The organism is Brevundimonas sp. (genome assembly GCF_030704825.1).
GTDB lineage: Bacteria > Pseudomonadota > Alphaproteobacteria > Caulobacterales > Caulobacteraceae > Brevundimonas.
Window position 1 is genome coordinate 153208 of sequence record NZ_JAUYNX010000021.1, and the last position, 25299, is coordinate 178506.

23 protein-coding genes are annotated in these 25299 nt (G+C 70.0%); 5 read left to right on the plus strand and 18 right to left on the minus strand.

From position 1 onward, the window contains the following. Positions 1–223 precede the first annotated feature (223 nt). From dnaK to dapB, 3 genes are all read left to right on the plus strand, one after another. The gene (gene dnaK / locus Q8Q71_RS11650) at positions 224–2128 is read left to right on the plus strand and encodes a molecular chaperone DnaK (protein WP_305759758.1); all 1905 of its coding nucleotides are present in this window, start codon (positions 224–226) and stop codon (positions 2126–2128) included. A 173-nt stretch (positions 2129–2301) separates the two neighbouring features. Then, positions 2302–3492 (plus strand): molecular chaperone DnaJ, encoded by a 1191-nt coding sequence (dnaJ, locus tag Q8Q71_RS11655; RefSeq protein ID WP_305759759.1) that lies wholly within the window; start codon positions 2302–2304, stop codon positions 3490–3492. 72 nt (positions 3493–3564) lie between these two features. Beyond that, on the plus strand, positions 3565–4314 hold the full coding sequence (dapB, locus tag Q8Q71_RS11660; RefSeq protein WP_305759760.1) for a 4-hydroxy-tetrahydrodipicolinate reductase: 750 nt from the start codon (positions 3565–3567) through the stop codon (positions 4312–4314). A gap of 173 nt (positions 4315–4487) precedes the next feature. On the opposite strand, the gene Q8Q71_RS11665 is transcribed toward dapB, so the two are convergent. From Q8Q71_RS11665 to Q8Q71_RS11680, 4 genes are all read right to left on the minus strand, one after another. Then, on the minus strand, positions 4488–4853 hold the full coding sequence (locus tag Q8Q71_RS11665; RefSeq protein WP_305759761.1) for a hypothetical protein: 366 nt from the start codon (positions 4851–4853) through the stop codon (positions 4488–4490). Between the two features lie 72 nt (positions 4854–4925). Beyond that, positions 4926–5375: a dUTP diphosphatase gene (gene dut, locus Q8Q71_RS11670; RefSeq protein ID WP_305759762.1), complete on the minus strand. Its 450-nt coding sequence runs from the start codon at positions 5373–5375 to the stop codon at positions 4926–4928. Between the two features lie 119 nt (positions 5376–5494). Next, complete coding sequence (gene coaBC / locus Q8Q71_RS11675; RefSeq protein WP_305759763.1) at positions 5495–6721, minus strand: bifunctional phosphopantothenoylcysteine decarboxylase/phosphopantothenate--cysteine ligase CoaBC; 1227 nt, start codon at positions 6719–6721, stop codon at positions 5495–5497. Positions 6722–6894: 173 nt separating this feature from the next. Then, positions 6895–7668 (minus strand): hypothetical protein, encoded by a 774-nt coding sequence (locus Q8Q71_RS11680; RefSeq protein ID WP_305759764.1) that lies wholly within the window; start codon positions 7666–7668, stop codon positions 6895–6897. A 97-nt stretch (positions 7669–7765) separates the two neighbouring features. Between Q8Q71_RS11680 and Q8Q71_RS11685 the strand changes: the two genes are divergently transcribed. Continuing rightward, a complete protein-coding gene (locus Q8Q71_RS11685; RefSeq protein WP_305759765.1) occupies positions 7766–7894 on the plus strand; it encodes a hypothetical protein in 129 nt (42 codons plus the stop codon). A 285-nt stretch (positions 7895–8179) separates the two neighbouring features. On the opposite strand, the gene Q8Q71_RS11690 is transcribed toward Q8Q71_RS11685, so the two are convergent. Further along, positions 8180–9076, minus strand: coding sequence for an IS1595 family transposase (locus tag Q8Q71_RS11690; protein WP_305759766.1), 897 nt, complete (start codon positions 9074–9076; stop codon positions 8180–8182). A 98-nt stretch (positions 9077–9174) separates the two neighbouring features. On the opposite strand from Q8Q71_RS11690, the gene Q8Q71_RS11695 reads away from it, so the two are divergent. Continuing rightward, positions 9175–9696, plus strand: a complete 522-nt coding sequence (locus Q8Q71_RS11695) for an S-type pyocin family protein (protein ID WP_305759767.1) — start codon at positions 9175–9177, stop codon at positions 9694–9696. 34 nt (positions 9697–9730) lie between these two features. Here Q8Q71_RS11695 and Q8Q71_RS11700 read toward each other — a convergent pair whose 3' ends face one another. The 13 genes from Q8Q71_RS11700 to Q8Q71_RS11765 all read right to left on the minus strand — a co-directional run bounded on the left by Q8Q71_RS11700 (position 9731) and on the right by Q8Q71_RS11765 (position 25229). After that, a complete protein-coding gene (locus Q8Q71_RS11700) occupies positions 9731–10147 on the minus strand; it encodes a helix-turn-helix domain-containing protein (RefSeq protein WP_305759768.1) in 417 nt (138 codons plus the stop codon). Between the two features lie 162 nt (positions 10148–10309). Further along, positions 10310–11920 carry an apolipoprotein N-acyltransferase gene (gene lnt / locus Q8Q71_RS11705; protein ID WP_305759769.1) on the minus strand — a complete coding sequence of 537 codons (1611 nt, stop codon included), beginning with the start codon at positions 11918–11920 and terminating at the stop codon, positions 10310–10312. Beyond that, the gene (gene ybeY / locus Q8Q71_RS11710) at positions 11895–12356 is read right to left on the minus strand and encodes an rRNA maturation RNase YbeY (RefSeq protein ID WP_305759770.1); all 462 of its coding nucleotides are present in this window, start codon (positions 12354–12356) and stop codon (positions 11895–11897) included. The genes lnt and ybeY overlap by 26 nt, the downstream gene beginning before the upstream one ends. Then, complete coding sequence (locus Q8Q71_RS11715) at positions 12353–13348, minus strand: PhoH family protein (protein WP_305759771.1); 996 nt, start codon at positions 13346–13348, stop codon at positions 12353–12355. The genes ybeY and Q8Q71_RS11715 overlap by 4 nt, the downstream gene beginning before the upstream one ends. Continuing rightward, the gene (miaB, locus tag Q8Q71_RS11720) at positions 13348–14733 is read right to left on the minus strand and encodes a tRNA (N6-isopentenyl adenosine(37)-C2)-methylthiotransferase MiaB (protein WP_305759772.1); all 1386 of its coding nucleotides are present in this window, start codon (positions 14731–14733) and stop codon (positions 13348–13350) included. Before miaB ends, Q8Q71_RS11715 begins: the two co-directional genes overlap by 1 nt. Positions 14734–14796: 63 nt before the next feature. Further along, positions 14797–15279: a Fur family transcriptional regulator gene (locus Q8Q71_RS11725; RefSeq protein ID WP_305759773.1), complete on the minus strand. Its 483-nt coding sequence runs from the start codon at positions 15277–15279 to the stop codon at positions 14797–14799. Between the two features lie 27 nt (positions 15280–15306). Then, positions 15307–16422, minus strand: coding sequence for a tRNA (adenosine(37)-N6)-threonylcarbamoyltransferase complex dimerization subunit type 1 TsaB (gene tsaB, locus Q8Q71_RS17240; protein WP_371315956.1), 1116 nt, complete (start codon positions 16420–16422; stop codon positions 15307–15309). A 25-nt stretch (positions 16423–16447) separates the two neighbouring features. Next, positions 16448–16837 (minus strand): helix-turn-helix domain-containing protein, encoded by a 390-nt coding sequence (locus tag Q8Q71_RS11740; RefSeq protein WP_305759774.1) that lies wholly within the window; start codon positions 16835–16837, stop codon positions 16448–16450. Positions 16838–16907: 70 nt separating this feature from the next. Further along, on the minus strand, positions 16908–17537 hold the full coding sequence (locus Q8Q71_RS11745; RefSeq protein WP_305759775.1) for a helix-turn-helix transcriptional regulator: 630 nt from the start codon (positions 17535–17537) through the stop codon (positions 16908–16910). Positions 17538–17585: 48 nt separating this feature from the next. Continuing rightward, a complete protein-coding gene (locus Q8Q71_RS11750; RefSeq protein ID WP_305759824.1) occupies positions 17586–18140 on the minus strand; it encodes a NifU family protein in 555 nt (184 codons plus the stop codon). Between the two features lie 114 nt (positions 18141–18254). Continuing rightward, positions 18255–18725, minus strand: coding sequence for a universal stress protein (locus tag Q8Q71_RS11755; protein WP_305759776.1), 471 nt, complete (start codon positions 18723–18725; stop codon positions 18255–18257). Between the two features lie 150 nt (positions 18726–18875). Beyond that, positions 18876–23756 carry an NAD-glutamate dehydrogenase gene (locus Q8Q71_RS11760; RefSeq protein WP_305759777.1) on the minus strand — a complete coding sequence of 1627 codons (4881 nt, stop codon included), beginning with the start codon at positions 23754–23756 and terminating at the stop codon, positions 18876–18878. Between the two features lie 342 nt (positions 23757–24098). Beyond that, a complete protein-coding gene (locus Q8Q71_RS11765) occupies positions 24099–25229 on the minus strand; it encodes an AI-2E family transporter (RefSeq protein ID WP_305759778.1) in 1131 nt (376 codons plus the stop codon). Positions 25230–25299 lie beyond the last annotated feature (70 nt).

Consider the following 25299-nt stretch of genomic DNA (forward strand, 5'->3'; position numbering starts at 1 on the left):
GAGCCTGACGGCTGAATCGCGCCCGCCGGCCATTTGGGCCTTGCGGGCGGGGGGGTGTTTCCCATATCGGCGACAACCGCCGGAAAACCCCGCAGTTCGTGGGGCTTTGCGGCGACAACCGTACCAACCGACCTGAGACCCTGACACCGGGGGCGGTCACGCGCGGCGCTTCGCTTGAAAAGGCCGCCGCATCGCCCGCTGAAATGGAGTGAAAGACCTACACATGGCCAAGATCATCGGCATCGACCTGGGCACGACGAACTCGTGCGTGGCCGTCATGGACGGCAAGAATCCCAAGGTCATCGAGAACGCCGAGGGCAACCGCACCACGCCCTCGGTCATCGCCATCCAGGACGGCGGTGAGACCCTGGTGGGCCAGCCGGCGCGTCGCCAGGCGGTGACCAATCCGACCAACACCTTCTTCGCCATCAAGCGCCTGATCGGCCGCTCGTTCGACGATCCGGTGGTGGCCAAGGACAAGAAGATGGTCCCCTACGAGATCGTCAAGGGACCGACCGGCGACGCCTGGGTGCGCGCCAACGGCAAGGACTATTCGCCCCAGCAGATCTCGGCCTTCACCCTCGGCAAGATGAAGGAGGCCGCGGAGGCCTACCTCGGCGAGACCGTGACCCAGGCGGTCATCACCGTCCCGGCCTATTTCAACGACGCCCAGCGTCAGGCGACCAAGGACGCCGGCAAGATCGCCGGCCTCGAGGTGCTGCGCATCATCAACGAGCCGACCGCGGCGGCCCTGGCCTACGGCCTCGAGAAGAACGACGGCCAGAAGATCGCCGTCTACGACCTCGGCGGCGGCACCTTCGACGTCTCCATCCTCGAGATCGGCGACGGCGTGTTCGAGGTGAAGTCGACCAACGGCGACACCTTCCTGGGCGGCGAGGATTTCGACCTGCGTCTGGTCGACTATCTGGCCGACGAGTTCAAGAAGGAGCAGGGCGTCGACCTGCGCTCCGACAAGCTGGCCCTGCAGCGCCTGAAGGAAGAGGCCGAAAAGGCCAAGAAGGAGCTCAGCTCCACGACCCAGTACGAGGTCAATCTGCCGTTCATCACCATGAACGCCTCGGGCCCGCTGCACCTGAACATCAAGCTGTCGCGCGCCAAGCTGGAGGCCCTCGTCGAGGACCTGGTCCAGCGCACCATCGAGCCCTGCGCCAAGGCGCTGAAGGACGCGGGCCTCAAGGCTTCGGACATCGACGAGGTTGTGCTGGTCGGCGGCATGACCCGCATGCCCAAGGTGCAGGAGGCCGTGAAGGCCTTCTTCGGCAAGGAGCCGCACAAGGGCGTCAACCCCGACGAGGTCGTGGCGCTGGGCGCCGCGGTTCAGGCCGGCGTCCTGCAGGGCGACGTCAAGGACGTGCTGCTGCTGGACGTGACGCCGCTGACCCTGGGCATCGAGACCCTGGGCGGCGTCTTCACCCCGCTGATCGAACGCAACACCACCATCCCCACCAAGAAGAGCCAGGTCTTCTCGACCGCCGACGACAACCAGTCGGCCGTGACCATCCGCGTCTTCCAGGGCGAGCGTCCGATGGCCTCCGACAACAAGGTGCTGGGCCAGTTCGACCTGATGGGCATTCCGCCGGCGCCGCGCGGCATGCCGCAGATCGAGGTCGCCTTCGACATCGACGCCAACGGCATCGTCCACGTCACCGCCAAGGACAAGGCGACCAACAAGGAACAGTCGATCCGCATCCAGGCCAACGGCGGCCTCTCGGACGCCGACATCGACAAGATGGTCAAGGAAGCCGAGGCCAACGCCGCGGCCGACAAGGCGAAGAAGGAGATGGTCGAGGCGGTCAACGCCGCCGACAGCCTGATCCACTCGACCGAAAAGGCCATGGCCGAACACGGCGACAAGGTCGGGGCCGACGAGAAGGCCGCGATCGAGGCCGCCCTGGCCGAGCTGAAGACGGCGAAGGAGGGCACGGACCCGGAAGACATCCGGACGAAGACCAACACCCTGGTCCAGGCCTCGATGAAGCTGGGCGAGGCCATGTACGCCTCGCAACAGGGCGCCGGCGACGCGGCTGAAGCCCCCGCCGACGACGGCGTGGTCGACGCCGAGTTCGAGGAAGTCTCCGGCGACGACGACGAGAAGAAGAGCGCGTAAGCCACACCGCGCCCGGAATCACCATGGCCCCGCTTGTCTCGCGACGGGCGGGGCCGTTTCATGAAACTTGCATCATCGCACCGGGCGCCCATGTCAGCCCGGTCAGCCGATACGGACAGCCGCCCGGCAAGAGGCGCGGTCCGGAACGGCAAGGGTAAGAGGACGAACGCCGGATGGCGACGCGTGACTATTACGAAATCCTCGAGGTCGAACGGACCATCGACGCCGCCGGACTGAAGGCGGCCTATCGCAAGCTGGCCATGAAGCACCACCCCGACCGCAACGGCGGGTGCGACGATTCCATGGCCCGGTTCAAGGAAATCTCCGAAGCCTATTCGGTGCTGTCGGACGACCAGAAGCGGGCCGCCTACGACCGCTTCGGCCACGCCGGCGTCAACGGCGGCGGGGGCGGCAACCCCTTCGGCCAGGGGCAGGGCTTCGCCGACGTCAACGACATCTTCTCCCAGGTCTTCGGCGAGGCGTTCGGCGACGTCTTCGGCGGCCGTCAGGGCGGCGGCGCCCGCCAGCACGGCCCCCGGCGCGGCTCGGACCTCCGCTACGACCTCGAGATCACGCTGGAGCAGGCCTACAAGGGCGCCGACGTCGAGATCGCCGTGCCCACCACCGCCACCTGTGAGACCTGCGAGGGAAGCGGAGCGCGCCAGGGCGCCAAGCCGACCACCTGCGCCACCTGCCAGGGCGCGGGCCGCGTGCGGTCCGCCAACGGCTTCTTCCAGGTGGAGCGCACCTGCCCCCATTGCGGCGGCGCCGGCACCCGCCTGCCTCCGGCCGACACCTGCGCCAGCTGCGCCGGCCACGGCCAGGTGCGCAAGAACCGCAAGCTCCAGCTCAAGGTTCCGGCCGGGGTCGACGACGGCTCGCGCATCCGCCTGTCGGGCGAGGGCGACGCCGGCCAGCGCGGCGGGCCGCGCGGCGACCTGTACGTCTTCCTGTCGGTGACGCCGCACGAACTGTTCGAGCGCGACAACCTGGACCTTCTGGTCACCGTGCCCGTGCCCATGACCACCGCGGCCCTGGGCGGCGAGATCGACGCCCCCTGCCTGACCTCCGAGGCCTGCGATGGCCGCTGCAGGGCCCCCGTCAGCGTCCCGGCCGGCTCCCAGACGGGCAAGACGGTGCGCATCAAGGGCAAGGGCATGCCGCACCTCAGCGGCAAGAACCGCGGCGATCTGGTGGTCGAACTGTTCGTCGAGACCCCGACCGAGCTGACGGCGCACCAGAAGGAACTGCTGCAGGAGCTGGCGGCCTCGCTGGGCGAGAGCCAGACCCCGCGCAACTCGTCCTTCGCCGGCAAGGCCAAACGCTTCTGGGCCGACATCCTGGGCGCGGAGGCGCCGCAGTAGAGGTCCGGCGACCTGAGGATGACGCTGCGCGCGAAAGCCGTCACACTATCCGCGAACTGACAGGGGTCTGAGTTGAGCGTCATCTTCCACGCCGGCATCTCCGGCGCGCGCGGCCGGATGGGCCGGGCCGTCTCGACGGCGCTGGACGCCCGCGAGGACGTCGTCGTCGCCGCCCGGTTCGACCGCGGCGAGACGCCCGACCTGTCGCTGTGCGACGTGATCATCGACTTCTCGACCCCGGACGCCTCGGTCGAACTGGCCCGGGCCTGCGCCGCCCGCGGCGGACCGGCGCTGGTCATCGGCTCGACCGGCCTGACCCCCGAACAGGACGCCGAAATCCTCGCGGCGGCGGAAAGGATCGCCATCGTCCGCAGCGGAAACTTCTCGCTCGGCGTCAACATTCTTATCGGCCTCGTGGAGCACGCCGCCCAGCGGCTGGACGCCGCCGACTGGGACATCGAGGTGCTGGAGACCCATCATCGCAAGAAGGCCGACGCCCCCTCGGGCACGGCCCTGATGCTGGGCGAGGCCGCCGCCAGCGGCCGCGGCGAGGATCTGGCCGATGTGCGCAGCGCCCCGTACGACGGCATCACCGGGGAGCGGGCCCCGGGCCGGATCGGCTTCGCCTCCCTGCGCGCCGGCGGGGTCATCGGCGAGCACACCGTCCTGTTCGCCTCCGAGGACGAGACCCTGACGCTCAGCCATTCGGCCATCGACCGCTCGCTGTTCGCCAAGGGCGCCGTCGCCGCCGCCGCCTGGGTCCGCGGCCGCAAGCCCGGCCTCTACGACATGCAGGACGTGCTGGGTTTCCGGCAGGCCTGACGGCTCGCCCGGGCGCTAATGCTCGCGACGCGGTCGCTCGCTGCCTGAGCGCCGATTTTCTGCCTCGCGTGGCAAGGCTGCGCGAAGCGCCAGGCCGCGTCGGGTCGGGTCGGGTCGGGAGGTCCCGAAGGGCCGACGACCGCGGCCCAACAAGGAACCCGAGGCTCCGGTCCTCAGTGCGCGTGTTTGCGGTGGCCGTGCCCGCGACCGACGAACAGCGACTTGATGAAGAACATCACCGCGATGACCACGGCGAAGCCGAGGAACAGCGCCAGCACGGTCATCCAGAAGCCCAGCGTCAGCAGCGGCGGCATCGCGAAGGCGCCGCCATCCAGCATCGGGCGCAGCAGGCCGACGAGGATGAAGACGAAGGCCGCCCCCAGCGACGTGGCCCACAGCCGGTTCCACGCCGGCATCATGAAGGTCGCGATCACCGCGATGAGCAGGCCCGTGACCTGATTGATGGTGTCGAACCCGCCCTGGGCCAGGCCGAACAGGCCGGTCAGAAACGCGCCGATCGAATCGAACAGGGACTCCATACGCCGACCTCCTTGATACGGCCGAGCTTGGCCGGAAGCAGGGTTAACGCGCTTGGCGGCGAATGGCTCCGCTTAACGTCCGGTCGAGCCGAAGCCGCCCGCCCCGCGCGCGGTTTCGTCCAGCGTCCCGACCTCGACCATGGCCGCCTGCTCGTGCCGGGCGATGACCATCTGGGCGATGCGTTCGCCGCGGCGGATGACGAACGGCTCCTGTCCATGGTTGATCAGGATGACCCCGACCTCGCCGCGATAGTCGCTGTCGATGGTGCCGGGCGAATTCAGGCAGGTCAGGCCGTGTTTCAGCGCCAGCCCCGAGCGGGGCCGCACCTGGGCCTCGAAACCCGGCTCCAGGGCGATCTTCAGCCCCGTCGGCACCAGTGTCCGCGCGCCGGGCGCCAGCGTCAGCGGCGCGTCGTCGGCGACCGCCGCGCGCAGGTCCATCCCGGCCGAGCCCCCGGTCTCATAGGCCGGCAGGGGCAAACCCTCGGCATGGGGCAGGCGTTCGACGCGGACGGTGGTCATGGCTTTCCCTGGCGGTGCGATGTGTCGGCTGTCCAGCTTATCGCCCTTGTCGCGACCCGGATGCATCGGTTGTCGCGTACCGATTGTCGTTGTGGATAAGCTGGGGAAAACCCGCGGCTTCAAGCTTTGAAATGGGCGGCGATGCGGGCGGCCAGCTTCCTCGCCACCTCGGCCTTGGACTGGCGCGGCCAGCTTTCCGCTGAACCGTCCTTGGTGAACAGGGTCACCGTATTGCCGTCGGCGCCGAAGACGTCGTCGGACACGTCGTTGCCGACGATCCAGTCGCAGCCCTTGCGCGACAGCTTGGCCCGGGCGTTGGCCTCCAGGTCCGTGGTCTCGGCGGCGAAGCCGACCACCAGTTTCGGCCGCTTCTTCCCGGGCGCGGAGACGCCGGCGAGGATGTCGGGATTCTCGATCAGGGCCAGGGACGGCGGGCCCCCGGGGGCCTTCTTGATCTTGCCCGAGGCCACGCCGTCGACGCGCCAGTCGGCCACGGCGGCGCTCATCACCGCGATATCCGCGGGCAGGGCGGCCTCGACCGCGTCCTTCATCTCGCGCGCCGTCTCGACCCACACGCGCTCGACGCCCGCGGGGGCGGCCAGGGCCACCGGCCCCGACACCAGCGTCACCCGCGCCCCCAGCTGGGCCAGCGCTTCGGCGATGGCATAGCCCTGCTTGCCGCTGGAGCGGTTGGTCAGGCCGCGCACCGGGTCGATCGGCTCGAAGGTCGGTCCGGCGGTGACCACCGCCCTTCGTCCCGCCAGCGGCCGGCCGTCGGGGCCCGCCAGCAGCCCCCCGATCGCTTCCATGATCGCCGCCGGCTCGGCCATCCGGCCCGGGCCGAACTCGCCGCAGGCCATCTCGCCCTCGTCAGGCCCGACCACGGCCGCGCCGTGAAAGCCGTCGAAGCCCTTCAGACGCTCGACATTGGCCTGCACCGCCGGGTGCAGCCACATCCGCACATTCATCGCCGGGGCCAGCAGCACCCGCTTGTCGGTGGCCAGGAGGGTGGTCGAGGCCAGGTCGTCGGCCAGGCCGTTGGCCGCCTTGGCGATCAGTCCCGCCGTCGCCGGCGCGACCACGACCAGGTCGGCCCAGCGCGACAGCTCGATATGGCCCATGGCCGTCTCGTCCCCGGGCATGAACAGGGCCTGACGCACCGGATGGCCGGTCAGGGCGGCCAGCGACATCGGCGTCACGAACTCGGCCCCCGCCGCCGTCAGCACGCTCATGACGTCGGCCCCGGCCTTCTTCAGCAGCCGCGTCAGCTCCAGCGTCTTGTAGGCGGCGATGCCGCCGCCGACGATCAGCAGGATCTTGCGTCCGGACAGGGCGGCGGTGGTCATGCCGCTGATCTAGCGATGCGGCCCGGCGACGTCGAGAGGAACCGGCCCCAACTGGAACATTGCAGGAACATATGACCTGTGGGGAATGTATCCCCTGTGAACATGTACGATGATTCTTGTTCGCCTAAACAGGCGCTTAGGCCATGATCGCCGCGATCATTGCGGCGCTGGCGCTAGGTGGCGGTGTTGTGCCGACCCATGTGGGGGTAGTGGACGTTGATCGGATTTCGATTGCTGATCATTCGCGCCGGATTGCCGCGAATGATCACACGGAAGAAAAACCGTGTCTCCCGCTGAGGAGTCCAACGAAATACATCTCGATATCGGACGCTTCCCCAGAGATAGACAAAGGTCTGTTCCGTGGTGCTCGCCAGCAAATCTTCGCCGCTGATGAAGGCGTGGACGGAATAGCAATCCCCACCCTTCGGGTGGATGGTCGTGTGGCCCTCGGTGTGTTCTTCCAGATGAAAGTCGGCTGGGGCCTTATGGTCCAGCACAACCGACTGTATCGAGACGGAGGCGAAGCGGGCCGGGGTCGATCCTCGGTTTTCCCAGACGGCGCGGAAAGCGTGGCGCGCGCGCTTAGCCTTGGGGTCCCACTGAAGCTCATGGTCAATCTTGGCCAGCACCACGTAGGCCCGCAGCTCGCGCTGCTTGGAGTCCCGCGTTTCGAGGATCGACCACGCGATCAGAATGGTACCCAGAAAGCTGAGGGAAGCAGCGAACCACGCCGGCCCGATTTGTTTTTCGGCGGCGTCCGCAGCCCGTACTTGGGCCTCCAAGTCTTGGGCCTCGTGCTCGTCGGATGCGGCCTCGCGTTCGCCACCGTGCTTGGCATCCGCCGGGCTCTGGACAATCGTAACCTCAAGCGGGTCATTTGGGCCGGATTCTCGGTTGCCAGCTTGGTTGCTGGCCTGACTTTGTATGGCTGGGCTGCGGTCGGGCACCCGCTGCGGTTCTGGGGATTGCTGTGAGCCCCCCAGGGCGACTGCCAAGACAACGCCGCAGATGATCTGTAAAACCCGCCCCATGGAGGCGATCTAGATGCCAGAAACCGACGACACGCAACGCTTCGACCGTCTGCTGGACGCGATGGTCAACAAGCCGCCGCTGGACGTGAAGCCGAAGGACGAGCCGGGCGAGGAAGATCTTCGCGAGGACGAAGCCGACTGACGGAACATGGACACGGCTAATTCGCTGTGTCAGACAAGCGAAAGGCGGTCCGGCCTTTCGACCGAACCGCCCCCGTGATGCCGCAAGCGATGTAGCGACTGCCAGCCCAAACGACCGTGCGAGGGTCGAGAGGGCCGCCCTACAACCCCGACGAATCGGGGGTGAACGTGCGCAACCATTAATTCAGGCGAATCACCCGGACGCGAGTCCGATTGCGATCACTTACTGTCCGAATCACCCGCTTGGCGGGGGATGGGGCTGGGGACAGACCGCGACGCGGGCCAATTAGATGCCGCGCGGGAACGACAGCAGCAGCAGATCGAACATCAGGTGGGGCCGCTTCCGCAGGTTATATCGGAACTCAAACTCGTTCAGGTACGTCTGCATGTGCTGCTGGCTGACCGAGATGTAGGTGCCATTGATCCCGCGCTTCACAAGGTTCCAGAACCCTTCGACGTGGCCGGTCGTCTGACCGTTGACCTTCAACTCCCCGTCGCTGCGCTTGATCTGAGTGTGCTGGTGGTTCTTGCCCATCCGCAGGACGGACGTGAACGAGGCCTCGGCGTCTGAAACGACGTGGGTTCCGCGCCGCAGACTGGCGTTCAGGGTCCCGGCGATAAGGTCGAGGCGACGTTCCGGCAGGTGACGGGCGATGACGCTGCCACCGCGCTCGATCATGCCGAGGACCACCTTCTTGTTATCCAGCTTGTTGCGGCTCTCGGCCCGGCCACCGATGAAACCGTGGTCAACCTCGACCGGCTGGCCATCAAAGCCGCCGATAGCGTCGTCGCCGTCCACATAGCCCATGTACTGGCGGATCAGCTTGCACATGCGCCAAGCCGTTTTGTAGGTGACGCCAATCTCGCGCTGGACCCGCTTCGCCGCCACGCCGTTCCGGGTGCTGGTGAACAGGAACATCACATAGAACCAGTCGCGGAGGCTGGTCCGGGTCTTCTGGAAGGGCGTCCCGGCGGTCGGATAGACCTGATAGCCGCAATGCTCGCACTCATACGAGCGGCGGCCCTTCACACGGTAGTATTTGGCCTCCCGCTCGCACTTGGCGCAGGTGTGTTTGGCCCCGTAGCGAACCAGCTTCAGGTGCTCCAGACAGGCGTCTTCCGTGGGGAAGCGCGCCTGAAACTGGCGGAGGGTCGGGCCTTTCGGGGTGCGGGTCGTTTCCATACCCACAATATCCCACATCCGGGCTTACATGTCCAGAGGGGATACATCCCACCTGTGGTTATCTACCGTCCGGCGGATTTCAACCATGGGAGGGTTTCATGATCGCCAACAAGGGTCCGGTATGGATGGCGGCGGCATCGCTGGGGCTCGCGCTGGCCCTGGCGGGATGCGGCGACGGCGGCTCGGCCGTCGAGACACGCGACCGCGCGGCCGAGGGGGCGGAAACGACCCCGACCGCCGCGTCCGGCGCAGCTTCGGAAACGGTCGGGGCGGCCCGGGAAGAGGCCCGGCCGGCGATCACCGCCAACAGGCGGGAAACGGTCGACGCCAAGATCACCCGTCTGTTCGAGCGTAATGGGGCGGATTTCGGCGCCTCGACGCCGCAGGATTATCTGGCGAAAATCCGGAGCTTCACGGCCCGGCCCCCCGCCGGAACGGACCGCGTCGAGCGGCCCAACGGCGATGTGCTGCTGTACCAGGCCTCGACCAACACCTTCGCCGTGGTGTCGCGCGACGGCGCGCCCAGGACCATGTTCAAGCCGCGCGACGGTGCCGCCTACTGGGCGGAGCAAAAGGCGCGGGCGCCGACCTTCGGTCAGGCGCGGTCGACGAAAGAATAGCGGAGCCGGAACCGGGACCGGGCGGACGGAGAGGTCAGCCCTCGTCCGTCTCCTTGCGGTCGGCCATGTCGCGGATCAGCTCCAGCGCCAGCTTTTGCTGGCGGGTCGACAGCTGGGGCGCCAGACGGCCGATCTCGATGGTGTAGCGCGTGGCCGGGAAGTCGTGGTCGAACCCCGCGCCGCCCTCGGCCATGCCGGCGATCTGGGCTCCGGTCAGGCCTTCGAAGAAATAGCCTATGTCGACCTTGAAGAAGCGCGCGATGTCCCAGAGCTTGGAGGCGGAGATCCGGTTGGCCCCCTTCTCGTATTTCTGGATCTGCTGGAAGGTCAGGCCCAGCGCCCGGCCCAGATCGCTCTGGTTATAGCCGAGCGCGAGTCGTTTCTCGCACACGCGCCGGCCCACGTGCCGGTCCACCGGATGAGGACCGTCCTCGCCCTTGCCTCTCGCCATCGTCGATGCGTCCTTCGGTTGCCCTACCGCCACGCCTGAATGCGCTCGTGATTCGTCCCTGTCATCAAAAATTGCAAAAACGGCGGCGCCCGGAACAGCCACGGTTGAGTAACCGGTTTTCAGGCTCTCGCGACGCGTGAATCCGTCCGGAGTCGGCCCGAATCAGGCGCCCGCCCGCCCGCGTCGCAGGCGGCTCCAGGGCGCCGCGACGGCCAGTCCGGCCAGGACCGCCAGCCAGAACAACAGGTCGCCGATCCGCCCGTAGAGGGTCACCCCGGTCGGCCGGGGCAGACGGGCGTCTATGACCCCGCTCTCGCCCGGCTCCAGCCGCTGGTCGCCGATCACCCGGCCCCAGGGGTCGATCATGGCCGAGACCCCCGTCGGGGTGGAACGCACCACCGGAAGGCCGGTCTCGATGGCCCGGTACGACGCCAGGTTCAGGTGCTGCAGCGGACCGGAGCTGCGGCCGAACCAGGCGTCGTTGGAGATGTTGACGATCCAGCCGGGGCGGCCGGCGGCGCCGGGGGTGAAGCCCGGATACAGGCTCTCGTAGCAGATCAGCGGCTGGGCACGCGGCGCCCCGGGAATGTCGATCGGCGCAGGACGCGGGCCGGCGCTGAAATCGGTCGGCATATGCGTCAGGCTGCGCACGCCGAGCGCGCCCAGCAGGCCCCCCGCCGGCAGATATTCGCCGAACGGCACCAGCCGGTATTTGTCATAGACGTTGGCGATCCTCAGCCCGTCGCCGCCCTCGTCGGTCAGGACGAACAGGCTGTTGAAATAACGCGCGCGCCCCGGGGCCACGGGGTCCGGCAGGCCGCGGCCGAGGCCGACGATCAGGCTCTGGCCCGGCTGCACCGCCCGGGCCATGGCCGCGGCCTCGGGCGAGCCAGGAGCGAACACCTGGTTGGCGGAGGCGGGCAAGGCCCCTTCGGGCCAGATGATCAGGTCCGGCGTGACCGCCCCGGGCCGGGCGGTCAGGTTGACGTAGCGGTCGACGATGCCGCGATAGGCCTCGGGCGTCCATTTGGACTCCTGATCGACATCCGCCTGGACGATGCGGACCACCGTGTCGGTCAGCTCGAGCCGGGCCTGCCCCAGCCGCACGGCGCCGCCGAGCACGAGCGCCGCCAGGGCCAGGGCGCCCAGAACGGCTGTTCCGATCCGCGCCTTGCGCGATCCGGCCGCCAGAAGCGGGCCGAAGGCCGCGGCCGACGCCACGGTGACGAAGCCCAGGCCATAGACGCCGGCCACGGCCGCGAACTGCGACGCGGCCGAGCCCGCCTTCCAGCTGGCCCCGGCCGGATTCCACGGGAAGCCGGTCAGCACATGGCCGCGCAGCCACTCCAGCAGGCAGAACAGCGCGGCGAAGAACAGGGCCCGCTTGACCCCGGCGGGCAGGAAGCGCCGGTACAGCGCCGTCGCCGTTCCCCAGAACAGGCCCAGGCCGATCGGCAGCAGGCTGGCCGCGAACGGCGCCATCCACGCCTGGGCGGGATTGACCAGAAAGGCCTCGGCCACCCACCAGCAGCTGATGAAGAAGTAGGCGAAGCCGGCGAGCCAGCCCATCCAGAAGGCGCCGCGAACCGAGGTCGCGCGCTCGGCCAGGAACATCAGCAGGGCGTAGCCGAGCAGGCCGGGCAGGATCCCGAACGGCGGATGCGCCAGGGCGGCGGCGGCGCCCGCCGCCAGGGCCAGGCCGACGCGGCCGAGGCGCAGGATCAGCCGCGCGCGCGGCCCGTCGTCGTCAAGCGTCGCCGTGAACAGGGTCATGGGGCCTGTATGGGTCGGCGACGCCCAGGCTGGCAAGCAGGCTTCGCTCCTCGGCCTCCATGGCCTCGGCCTCGGCCTCGTCGACATGGTCGCGGCCCAGCAGGTGAAGCACGCCGTGGACGGTCAGATGGGTCAGATGGTCAGCCAGGGTCTTGCCCTGGGCCCCCGCCTCGGCGGCGCAGACGCCATGGGCCAGCACCAGGTCGCCCAGATGCGGGGCCGCGCTTTCGGAGGCCGGGAAGGACAGGACATTGGTCGGCCCGTCCTTGCCGCGGAAACGGGCGTTCAGATCCTGCACAGCCGCGTCGTCCGTCAGCAGCACCACGACGTCGCCCTCGACCGCGCCCAGGGCCGCCGTCGCCGCCCGTTCGACCACCGCCGCGGCGTCCGGCAGGGCGTCCGTCCAGGCGCTGGCCTCGACCTCGACCTCGATCATGCGTCGGGATCTTCCAGATCGGCCGCCGGGCGACGGCTGGCGGCGTCGGCGTCATAGGCGCGGACGATGCGCTCGACCATGGCGTGGCGGACCACGTCCCGGGCCTCGAACCGCTGCACGCCCACGCCCTTGACGTCCTCGAGGATGCGCAGGGCGTGTTTGAGGCCGGAATCGCGCGGGTTCAGCAGGTCGACCTGCGACGGGTCGCCGGTCACCACCATGCGCGCGCCCTCGCCCAGTCGGGTCAGAACCATCTTCATCTGCAGGCGCGAGGTGTTCTGGGCCTCGTCGACGATGATGTAGGCGTGGGCCAGGGTGCGGCCGCGCATGAAGGCGATCGGCGCCGCCTCGATCTCGCCCTTGTCGCGCCGGCGGCGCACGTCGTCGGGGCCGAGGATGTCGTTCAGCGCCTCCCAGATGGGCGCCAGATAGGGGTCGACCTTCTCGTTCAGGTCGCCGGGCAGGAAGCCCAGCTTCTCGCCCGCCTCGACCGCCGGCCGGGTGATGACCAGCCGGTCCACCTGGCCCCGCCGCAACAGGGACGCGCCGTAGGCGGCCGCCAGGAAGGTCTTGCCGGTGCCCGCCGGGCCGACGCCGAAGGTCAGTTCGCACTGCGACAGCAGGGCCAGATAATTGGCCTGGGCCGCCGTCTTGGGCGCGATGGCGCCGCGGCGGCCGACCGGCAGGGCGATGGCGTCGGGCGCCACGCTCCCCTGCCCCGTCCGCGGCTGGGCCATGGCGGCGCCGAGGGCGGCGCGCACGTCGGCCTCGGTGATCTCGGCGCCCGTGTCGGCGCGGTCCGCCAGGGTCTGGACGACGCGTTTCGCCTGGGCCCGGTCGCGGGCCGAGCCGTTGATCGCCACCCCGCCGCCCGGCGTCTCGATCAGCACCTTGAACCGGTCCTCGATCAGGGCGAGGTGGCGGCTGTTGGGGCCGATGACGGCGCGCAGGGCGGCGTCGTCCAGCGCCAGGAACTCGCTCTCACGCGCCATCAGGCCGCCTTCTGCTTCATCAACCGACCCTTCAGGGAATTCTGCGCGCCGCTCTCGATCTCCACTGGAACGATCCGGCCGATCAGATGATCCGCGTCCTCGACATGGACCGACTGCAGCCAGGGCGACCGGCCGATGGCCTGGGCGCCGTGCCGGCCCTTCTTCTCGAACAGCACGTCCATCGTCCGTCCGGCCATGGCGGCGTTGAAGGCCGTCTGCTGTTCCCACAAAAGGGCCTGGAGGGCGTGCAGCCGTTCGCGCGCCACGGCCTCGGGAACCTGGCACGCCATGCCCGCGGCGGGCGTGCCCGGGCGCGGCGAATACATGAAGGAAAAGGCCGAGGCGTAGCGGGCGCGCCGCACCAGATCCATCGTCTGCTCGAAATCGGCGTCCGTCTCGCCGGGGAAGCCGACGATGAAGTCGCCGGACAGGGCGATGTCCGGCCGGGCGGCGCGGACCCGGTCGATCAGCTCGAGGTATTTCGCCCGGCCGTGCTTGCGGTTCATCGCCCGCAGGATGCGGTCCGAGCCCGACTGCACCGGCAGGTGGAGCCACGGCATCAGGGCCTCCAGCTGGCCGTGGGCCGCGATCAGGTCGTCCGACATGTCGTTGGGGTGGCTGGTGGTGTAGCGGATCCGGTCGACGCCCGGGATGTCCGCCAGCGCATACGCCAGGCGCGCCAGGGTCGACGGAGCCCCGTCCGGCCCTTCGCCGTCGTAGGCGTTGACGTTCTGGCCCAGCAGGGTGATCGCGCGCACGCCCTTGTCGGCCAATTTCCGCGCCTCGGCCAGGACGGCCGCGACCGGCCGGGACCATTCGGCCCCCCGGGTGTAGGGCACGACGCAGAAGCTGCAGAATTTGTCGCAACCCTCCTGCACCGTCAGGAAGGCCGTCGGCCCGTCGACGCCGCGGGCGGAGGGCAGGGCGTCGAACTTGTCGTTGGCGGCGAAATCGGCGCCGATCCGCTCGCCCCGCGCCCGCGCCGTGCGGGTCAGCAGTTCGGGCAGCTGGTGATAGGCCTGCGGCCCGACCACCAGATCGACCGCCGGCTGGCGGCGCATGATCTCCTCGCCCTCGGCCTGGGCGACGCAGCCGGCCACGGCGATCGTCATCGTCCTGGGCGTTCCCGCCCTGGCGTCCTTCAGCTCCCTCAGCTTGCCCAGCTCGGAATAGACCTTCTCGGCCGCCTTCTCGCGGATGTGGCAGGTGTTGAGGATGACGAAGTCGGCGTCCTCGGCCGTGTCGGTCGGCGCATAGCCCAGCGGCCGCAGCACATCGGCCATGCGCTCCGAGTCATAGACGTTCATCTGGCAGCCGTAGGTCTTGATGAACAGGCGCCGGGGCGCGGCCGGTTCATCCCGCGGCGGGGCGAGGGTTTCGGTCATGGACGGCGTGTTTAGCGCGCCGGGGTCCCGCAGGCTACCGGAAGGCGGCCCCGCCGGGACCGCTCAGGCGTCCGGCTTGCCCGGATCGTCGCGATGCGCGTGGCGGGTGAAGATCAGGCCTTCGCGCTTGGACGGCTCGGCGCCGTCGATCGGCTTGCCGTAAAGCTCCAGCTTGTGCCCGATCAGCTCGAAGCCCAGCCGCTCGGCGATCTCGGTCTTGAGCCGTTCGATCTCGGCGTCGAAGAATTCGATCACCTCGCCCGACCGCGTATCGATCAGATGGTCGTGGTGGTCGTCCCCCGCCTCTTCGTAGCGCGACCGCCCGTCGCCAAAGTCATGTTTTTCAACGACTCCCGCCTCCTCGAACAGGCGGACGGTGCGATAGACGGTGGCGATCGAGATGTGGGGGTCGATGGCCGAGGCGCGGCGGTACAGCTCCTCGACGTCCGGATGATCCTCGGCGCTGGACAGCACGCGGGCGATGACGCGCCGCTGCTCGGTCATGCGCATGCCGCGCTCGGCGCAGAGTTTCTCGATCCGGTCCATGGCGACAGGATAGGCGGGCGGGCCCCGCTAGGGAAGCGGCGCCGTCAAGTTGAGAGCCAGTAGCAGGGCGTCGCGCCGCGCGCCGTCGGGCCCGGCGTAGTAGCCGGGCCGCCGCCCGGCCTCGGCGAAACCCGCCCGGGCGTACAGGGCCCGCGCCGCCGCGTTGTCGGCGGCCACTTCCAGGAACAGCCGCGTCGCGCCGCGCGCGGCCGCCGCGACCGCACCTTCGCCGACCAGCCGTCCGCCCAGCCCCCGCCGGCGCGCCGCCGGCCGCACCGCCAGGGTCAGGATCTCGGCCTCGTCGGCCACCGCCCGCATCAGGATGAACCCGTCCCTCTGCTCGACGGCGAACACGCCCGGCTGGTCCAGCAGGCCCTGGAAGGCCGCGGCGCTCCACGGCTCCGGGAAGGCCGCGGCGTGCAGTCCGGCCAGGCGGGCGGCCCGGTCGGCCCGGGGGGCCGTGACCCGGACGCCGGCGCGCGGCTGGCCCGGCAGTCGGCTCGGCGGGGTGGCGTCGGGCGCGCGCAGATAGAGGGGGCGCGGCGGGGCGAGGGCGGGATCGGCCGCCGCCGCCAGCCGGGCCAGGGCCTCGGGCTCCGGCCCCTCCAGCGCCAGGATCGTCGTTCCGGGCGCCGCCCCGGCGAACAGGGCCGCCCCCGATCCGACCAGCAGGTCTCCCGGCGTCATGACGGCGATCCGGGCCGCCGCCGCCTCGACGGTCAGGGCCGCGGCCGGGCCCTCGGGCTCGCCGCCGGTCCAGAAGCGGGCGTAGACCTGTCCGCGGCGGGCGTCGATCAGGGCCGCGACCGTCGGGGCGACGCCGGCCGAGGCCGCGAGGGCGTCGAGGGCCGAAACCCCGACCACCGGCCGGTCCAGCGCCGCGCCCAGGCCCTGGGCGAAGGCCAGGCCGACCCTCAGGCCGGTGAAGGAGCCGGGGCCGACGGTGACGCCGATGCGGTCCAGCGCCGGGAAGTCGAGGCCCGCCTCGGCCATGGCGTCGCGGGCGAAGCCGGCCAGCCGTTCCGAATGGCCCTTGGCCATGGGCTCCGAGCGCAGCCCCATCCGGCGCGCGCCCGTCCCGTCGATCGCGAACACGCCGGCGGTGCACAGGCCCAGGGCCGTATCGACGACCAGGATCTTCATGCCCGCCCCGCCCCGGCGGACACGATCAGTCGTCGCGGGCCAGCGCCCGGACGATCCGCGCCACGGCCTTGCGGATGTCGCGGTCCTCGATCAGCGGAAAACTCGTCGCCACCGCCCGACCGTCGGCCGTGGCGGTGATGAAGCGCAGGGCGTCCCAACCGTCGTCCGCTGCCCCGCGCGCCGTCTCCACCGGCGGAAAGAACGTCTCGACCGACGTGCCCAGCACGGTCGCGGCGCGGTGCAGGCGCGAGGCCGAGATGCGGTTCTGACCCGTCTCGTACTTCTGAACCTGCTGGAAGCTGATCCCCAGCTGCTGGGCGAGGGCGCTCTGCGACAGGCCCAGGGCCGAACGCCTCAATCCGATGCGCGCGCCGACATAGGCGTCCACCTCGTCCCGCCCGCCGATTCTGGCCATGGCCCTTCGTCTCCCGTTCGACACGGGACAGTTTCATGGAAACGAAAACGTTGCAACAATTTCGTTTCATTCAATGCTCCAGCCGGGCCGTCACGGCGGAGACGGCCCGCGTGGCGGACCGGGCGATCCGCTCTTCGGCGTCCAGCCCCCCGGGTCCGCCGCGCACCACCAGCGTCCCGGCGTCGGCCCGGTCGTAGAGCCGCACCCGGATCTCTCCGTCGTTCATCTCGATCACGCAGCCCTGATCCCGCCGGGGCCAGCGGCCGGCTTCGTACTCCAGCACCACGCCCGAGGCGGCCCAGGGCGCCAGATCGTCATTGGACAGCTGCAGCCGCCCGGTCGTCCGGGCGGCCGCCGACGGCGCGGTCGGGGGCGAGAAGTCGCGGCCCCGGCTCTCCATGCCCGGACCGGCGAAGCCCCCGGCCGCGGAGGGGGCGGAGGAGGCCGGGGCGGCGGGCGCGGCCGAGGCCTGACGCAGCATCAGCTCCTCCGGTGTCGCGCCGAGGACCGCCGTCAGCCGGCGCTGGACGTCGGGGCGGAACAGGCCAGATCGCTTGCCCGCCTCGTACAGGCCCCAGCCCTGGCTGGTCATGCCCGCGCGGCGGCCGGCCTCGGCCTGGCTGAGATCGCGCTCCCGGCGCAGCGCCGCGAGCGCGTCGCCGAGACGCCGGGCGTCGCTGTCGCTCTCGAAACGGGGCATGGGCCGATGATGGCGCCCTCTCGCCTCGGAAGCGAGGACGGATTCGTTTCAGAGCACCTGTTCGACGCTCGTCACTTCCGGGATGTAGTGTTTCATCATCTGCTCGACCCCGGCCTTCAGCGTGGCGGAAGACGAGGGGCAGCCGGCGCAGGCGCCGCGCATGCGCAGGGTCAGGACGCCGGTGGCCTCGTCGAACCCGTCGAACAGGATGTCGCCGCCGTCCTGGGCCACGGCGGGACGCACGCGGCTGTCCAGCAGCTGCTTGATCTCGGCCACGACCTCGGAGTCCTCGCCGGACGCCTCTTCCGCGCCGACGGCGTTGCGGAACAGCGGGGCGTCGGAGACGAACTGGTCCATGATGGCCGCCAGGATGGGAGCCTTCATCCGGCTCCATTCCGGGCCCCCGGCGTCGCGGGTCACCGAAACATAGTCCGAACCGTAGAAGACGCCCGTGACGCCCTCGAGCGCGAACAGGCTTTCCGCCAGCGGCGAGGCGGCCGCCTCGTCGGCGGTGCGGTATTCCTGCGGCTCGGCCGACACCGCGCGCCCCGGCAGGAATTTCAGGACGTTCGGATTGGGCGTGGTTTCGGTCTGGATGAACATGGCGCTCAGATGCGCCGCCGACGCCCCCTGTTCAAGGCCCACGCCGTCGCACCTCCGGCGCCCGGAGGAGGGGGAGGGCAACCTGGAGGCGTCGCGAGCGATAGCGCCCCTGAGTCAGGCGAGGTCCTCGATGTCCTTCTCGGTCAGCTCGCCGGGAACGATGGTGACGGGCAGTTTGCGGCCGGTGAAGGCGGCGCCCTGCTTGACCACGGCCGAGACCAGCGGCCCGGGGCCGCGCCCGCCGCTTCCGGCGGCGAGGACCAGGATCTTGATCTCGGGGTCCTCGCCGACGACCTTGCGGATCGCGTCCTGGGGCTCGCCGCGCTCGATCAGCAGGACCGGCGTGGCGCCCGAGCGCTCGACGGTCTCCTCGGCCCATTTGTTCAGCGTGGCCTCGGCCTCGAGGCGGGTCTGGCGCTCGATCTCCTCGCGCACCCCGGCCCAGTGGGCGTCCGGGGCGGCGGCGGGAATGACGTGCAGCAGGGCCACGCGCCCGCCCGTGGAGCGGGCCCGGCGCGCGGCGTAGCGCAGGGCCGTCTCGAACTCCGGACTGTCGTCGACCACCACCAGGAATTTGCGCGGCATCAGCCTCTCCTATCAGCCCCGGAAGCTAGCAGAACCCGGCCACAAGCGCGAAACGCCAGGCCGCCCCCGGGTCCGACCTTCGGTCGGCCCGAGGACAGGCTCTGGGTCGGGAGGTCCCGAAGGGCGACGACCACGGCCCCACGGGAATGCTCAGCCCGCGGACGAGGCTATCTCACGGATGACGCTGTTGGCGATGGTCAGCTTGGCGAAGGTCCAGCCGGACCCCGAGGCCTCGATTTCGTCGACCGAGTCCCTCACCCCCTGGACCAGGGCCTCGCGCGGCCCGATCCAGGCGTCCACGGCGGCTTCGGCGGCGGCCTCGCTGGCTCCGACCGACGCCTTCGACGCCGCGGCGACCGCGCGGGTCAGGGTCGCCTGCTCGGCCATCAGGTCCTCGATCAGGCGGCGCACCGCCAGCCGGTCGAAGTGATCGGCCGAGGGCACGGCGCCCGCCCCGGCGCGCAGCCGGTCGAAGTCGAAGGCCGCGCCGACCTGGTGGTAGAGCATGGCCATGGCCGGCTCGGGCCAGCCCGCCGACCGGGCCAGGTCGCCGATGTCGGCGGTGGCGACCAGGGGCCGCAGCAGGGCGAAGTCGCGCGCCATGGCCTCGGGCGCGCCGAGGTCGACGAAGGCCTGGACCCGGCTCTCGAGCCGGGCCTGTTCGAATCGCGACAACACGTCTCCGCCGATGGCGCGCAGGGCGTCCGCCGCCGGGCGGTAGGCGTCGATCAGACCGTCGACGGTGCAGCCGGGCCGCAGGGCGCGCCGGGCCAGCCAGAAGGTCTGGCGACGCAGCACGGTCGATATCTCCCGGTAGAGGGCCAGCTGGGCTCCGGCCGCGATCTTCAGGTCGAGGGCCGAAACCGCGTCCCAGGCCTGGTCGAGGCGGAACACCTGCCGCGCGGCCTCGAAGGCGACGACCAGGGCCGAGGTGTCGCACCGCGCCGACTGACGCAGGCGTTCGGGGAAGGTCGGACCGCACATGTTGACGATCTCGTTCGACATGATGGTCGAGACGATCTCGCGCCGCAGGCGGTGGCGCTGCATGTCGGCCTCGTATTTCGCCAGCGGGGCCGGGAAATAGCGCACCAGGGTCTGGTGGAAGAACGGGTCGTCCGGCGCGGTCGAGGCGACGATGTCGTCGAACAGCTCCAGCTTGGAATAGGCGGTCAGAACCGCCAGCTCCGGCCGGGTCAGGGCCTGGCCCGCGGTCTTCATCTCGGCCAGCTTCACGTCGTCGGGCAGGCCTTCGACCTTGCGGTCCAGCTTCCCCTTCGAACCCAGCCGCTGCATGAAGCGCTGCTGACCGTCGAGCCCGGCGGGGCCTTCCGCCTCCTGCAGCGAGACGGCGAGGGTCTGGTCGTAGTTGTGCGCCAGCACCTTCAGCCCGACCTCGTCGGTCATCGAGGCCAGCAGGGCGTCGCGATCCCCGGCCTTCAGGGCCCCCGAGGCGATGGCCGCCCCGGTCAGGATCTTGATGTTGACCTCGTGGTCGGACGAATCCACCCCGGCCGAATTATCGATGGCGTCGGTGTTGATCCGGCCGCCGGCCCCGCCCGCGCCGGATCGGGCGAAGGCGATCCGGCTGGCCTGGGTCAGGCCCAGATTGGCGCCCTCCCCCACCACCTTGACCCGCAGCTCGCCGCCGTCGATGCGGACGGCGTCATTGGCCTTGTCGCCGACCTGGGCGTCGGTCTCGTGCGGCGCCTTCACATAGGTGCCGATGCCGCCGAGGTAGAGCAGTTCGGCCGGCGCCTTGAGGATGGCCTTCATCAGGGCCGCCGGGTCCAGACTGTCCTCCTGGATGTCCAGCGCCGCCCTGATCTCCGGGCTCAGCTCGATCGACTTGGCCGCGCGCGGAAAGACGCCGCCGCCCTTCGAGATCTTCGAGACATCGTAGTCCTGCCAGGACGAGCGCGGCAGTCTGAACATCCGCTCCCGCTCGACCCAGCTCGTCGCCGGATCCGGGTTCGGATCGATGAAGATGTCGCGGTGGTCGAAGGCCGCGACCAGCTTGATCGCCTTCGACAGCAGCATGCCGTTGCCGAACACGTCGCCGCTCATGTCGCCGACGCCGACGACGGTGAAGGGTTCGCTCTGGATGTCCTTGCCCATCTCGCGGAAGTGGCGCTTGACCGCCTCCCAGGCGCCGCGGGCGGTGATGCCCATGACCTTGTGGTCGTAGCCGACCGAGCCTCCGCTGGCGAAGGCGTCGTCCAGCCAGAAGCCGTAGTCGCGCGACACCCCGTTGGCGATGTCCGAGAAGGTCGCCGTGCCCTTGTCGGCGGCCACGACCAGATAGGGATCGTCGCCCTCGAAGCGGACCACCGCCGCCGGCGGGACCACGGCGCCGTCCGGAGCGATATTGTCGGTGATGTCCAGCAGGCCCGACAGGAAGGTCCTGTAGGCCCGGATGGCCTCCGCCTGCTGGGCGTCGCGATCCCCCCCGGCGCGGACGATGCCGGCCAGGTTTTTCGGGAAGAAGCCGCCCTTGGAGCCGACCGGCACGATCACCGCGTTCTTGACCTGCTGCGCCTTGACCAGCCCCAGCACCTCGGTGCGGAAGTCGTCGCGGCGGTCCGACCAGCGCAGGCCGCCGCGCGCCACCGGTCCGAAGCGCAGGTGCACGCCCTCGACGTGGGGAGCCCAGACGAAGATTTCCCGGAACGGCTTGGGCAGCGGCAGGTCGGCCAGTTCGCGCGAGGCGATCTTGATCGAGATGTACGGCTTGGGGTCCCCGTCGGGACCGGTCTGATAGTAGTTGGTGCGCTTGATCGCCTCGATCAGCAGGGCCATCCGGCGCAGGGCGCGGTCGTGGTCCAGGCTCTTCACATCCTGCAGCAGGGTGGCGATCCGGGCGGACAGCCGGGCGACCTCGCCCTCGCGGCTGGCGGCGTCGCCGCCCGCCGCCGGATCGAATTTCGCCTCGAACAGGGCCAGCAGGCCGCGCGCCACGGCCGGATGGTCGCGCAGCGCCTCTTCCTGCACCGCCTGGCTCGGATCCAGGCCGGTCTGCTGGCGATAGCGGGCGAGGGTGCGCACCAGCGCCGCCTCGCGCCAGTCGACGCCCAGTTCGAGCACCAGGCGGTTGAAGCCGTCGCTTTCGGTCTGGCCGGCCCAGACGGCCGAGAAGGCCGCCTCGAAGGGGCCCTTCACATTGGCGAAATCGAGGTCGCCGCCGCGCGGATCCTCCAGCAGGAATTCATGGGCGTGGATTTCGAGATCGCCGACCGGGCGCAGGGCGTGGCCCCATTCCTCCAGCGTCTTCAGCCCCATGTCGGCCAGGATCGGCAGCACGTCCGACAGGGGTACGGCGGCGCCGCGCCGGTAGAGCTTGAAGCGGAAGTTCAGCGGCCCGTCGCGATCGGTGCGGAAGGCGCGCACGGCCACGGCCGACCCGCCGTCGTTGAGGCCCGACTCATTGAGCGCGTCGATCGACTGCAGGTCGCGCACCGCCTCGTCGGCGTCGTAGCGATCGCGGTAGCCGGCGCCGAAGGCGTCGGCCCAGCGCGCGCTGAGCGGGCCGACGGCGACGTCGTCCACGCCCGCGTCCCGGAGCGCGCTCTCGAACCGGTCCACCCAGCTGCGCCCGGCCTCCGCGATCTCGGCGTCCAGCGCGGCCTGATCCGGGCACGGATGATCGCCCGGCGTGACGCCGATGATGTAGTGGATCCGCACCAGCGGCTGGTCCGAAAGCTGCGGATACCAGGCCGAGAGGCGGCCGCCCCAGGCCCTGGCCAGAATGCCGCCGATCCGTTCCCGGACCGAGGCGTCGAACCGCTCCCTCGGAATGAAGGCCAGAACCGAGACGAAACGGTCGAACGGGTCCTTGCGGGTGAAGGTCTTGATCCGCGGCCGGTCGTGCAGGTGCAATATGCCCAGCGCGATCTCCAGCAGCTCGCTCTCGCCGATCTGGAAGAGTTCGTCGCGGGGATAGTTCTCGAGGATGTTCTTGAGCCGCTTCTCGCTGTGGCTCCCGGCCGTCTTGCCGGCCCGGATCAGGGCGTTGGCGACCTTGCGCCGCACCAGCGGCACCTGGGTCGCCGTCTTGTCATAGGCCTCGGCCGTGAACAGGCCGACGAAGCGGGTCTCGCCCGACGGCCGGCCGTCCGCGCCGAACCGTTTGACGCCGATATAGTCCATATAGGCCCGGCGATGGACCCGCGACCGGACGTTGGCCTTGGCCACCGTCACCGGCTCGGACAGGTCCAGCTGCTTCTTCATCGACCGGGTCAGCACCGCCGGCTCGTTGGCGCGGCGCAGGACGGTGCGGTTCGGGTCGGCCAGCACGCCCAGGCCCGCGCCGGACTGCGACAGCGGCGCCTCGGCCTCGTAGCCGCCGTCCTTGTTGCGCGGATAGTCGTAGTCGCGCGCCCCGAGGAAGACGAAATGATCGGCCTGCAGCCACTGCAGGAAGGACAGATGTTCGGCCAGGACCTCGGGGTCCACCCCGGGGGGCGAGGTCTCGAGGTGGGCGATCGAGCGCGCCATCAGGGCGTTCATCGCCGCATGATCCGTCACCGCGCCGCGCACGTCGGCCATGGTCTCGGCCAGGCCCTCGCCGAGGGCGTCGCGCCGCTCCTGGGGCAGGGGATCGATGACGACCACGATCAGCGAGACCCGGCCGCCGTCGCGCTCGACGATCGGATGGTACATCGACCGCACGGTCACCCCGGCCTCGGCCAGCTCGCCCATGACGCTGTCGACGAGGAAGGGCTTGTCCCCCTGGACGAGGGTGATGCTGTCGTAGCCCGTCGCGCGGCCGTCGGCGCCGGTCAGGGGCCCCAGGGTGATGCGGGCCGGCTCTCCGGGCTTCCGTTCCGCAGCCAGCCGCCAGGCCGAGGCCAGCAGGGCGGCCAGATCGGGTCCGCCCAGCTCCGGCGCCTCGTCGGCGGCGTAATCGTCCCAGGCCTGGGCCAGGTAGGAGCGGGCGTCCGGGCCCGGCGCGCCGCCGATCGCGCTCGCGAAGCTGGCCTCCAGCGCCTCCAGGGTGATCGCCTGAGGGTGCTGGGGGGCCGTTTCGCCGGGCATGGGCAGGTCTCTGACTGGGCGCGGCCCGACCGGGCCGCTGGAGATGGCGCCAGACTAGGCCGCTTCGCCGCTTCGGCAAGCCGGACCATCCGACGCCGGTCCACTAGGCCAGGTCCGCCGCGCCGAAAACCCCCAAAGCGCGCCGAACGGCGGAACGTCCGTCGGCGCCGGAAACGACAAGGCCGCCGAACTTGCGTTCGGCGGCCTGCTTCAGATCGGCGCCCGGGAGGGGGAGGGTTGGCGCCGATCGATTCCGCCACGGCCTGGGGGGAGGGGGAGGGCCGCGGCGACAGGGAGGAGATAGGCGCCGGTTGTGGCCAATCAAGGGCAGGACGGACCGTCTCAGCCGGCCTTGCCCTGCGGCGGGTTGACGCGGCCCCGCTTCGGTCCGGGCGGCGGGGTTTCGTCCGCGTCGGCATAGGGCTCCCCGTCGCCGGACAGCAGGATGGCCATCCAGCGCGAGCCCTTGAACTCGGCCAGCACCGCCATGGCCATGACCGCCAGCGGGGTCGACAGGAACATGCCGACCACGCCCCAACGTTGCCCCCACAGCGCCAGCGACAGCAGCACCACCACCGGGTCGATATTCTGGTTGTCGCCCTGCATGCGCGGCTGGATGAAGTTGCCGCTCACGAACAATATGGCCTGCAGACCGCCCAGCAGGATCAGGGCGGGCCAGTAGCTTTCGAACTGGACCAGGGCGAACATCGGCGGCGCCAGGCCGGCGACCGCGCCGCCCAGCACCGGGATGAAGCCGACAATGAAGATGACGAAGGCCCAGAACTCGGCGTTCTCCAGCCCCACCGCCCGCATCAACAGCCATGCGGCGGCGCCGATCATCGCCCCGGTCACGGTCTGGACCCACAGATAGCCCTCGACCCCGCCGCGCACGCGCTGGAACACCTCCAGCGCCTCGCCGCGGGCGGTCCGTTCGGGAAACATGCCGATGATCTTGCGCCGGAAGCCGCTCTGGGAGGCCAGCAGGAAGCCGAGGTAGATCATGACGAAGATGGCGCCGGTCACCACCCCCTGGGCCTGGCGGGCGACCATGGCGAGATACTGCGGGGCGTCGAGGCGCGAGATCAGCTCCGAGGCCGTCGGCGCCGCGTCGATGCCGAGCAGATGCGATCCGTCGAGGATGATCTGGTCGAGCCGGGGACCGATGCGGGACGAGATGTCCGAAGCGTCGGTGAAGAAGCCGAAGGCGCCGTTGGCGATGAAGGCGATCGAGGCGAAGAACCCCACCACCACCACCACCAGGGCCGCGGCCCCGGCCCAGCGTCCCGGCACGGGGGTGCGGTCCTCTATCGACCGCTTCACCCCGTCGATCATGATCATCAGGAAGATGGCCATGGCCAGGGGGGTCAATATCTCCCTCAGCCAGTACAGGGCGGCCCCGCCCGCGACCACGGCGATCAACACCAGGGCGTTGCGGGCCACGGTCGAGGTCGGAAGGGTGATGGGCGGCTTCATCGGCATATGGTCAGGGTCCGGGCGGTCGGCGTCAATCCGGCCTTGAACCATTGGCGCCGCCGGTGGAGCA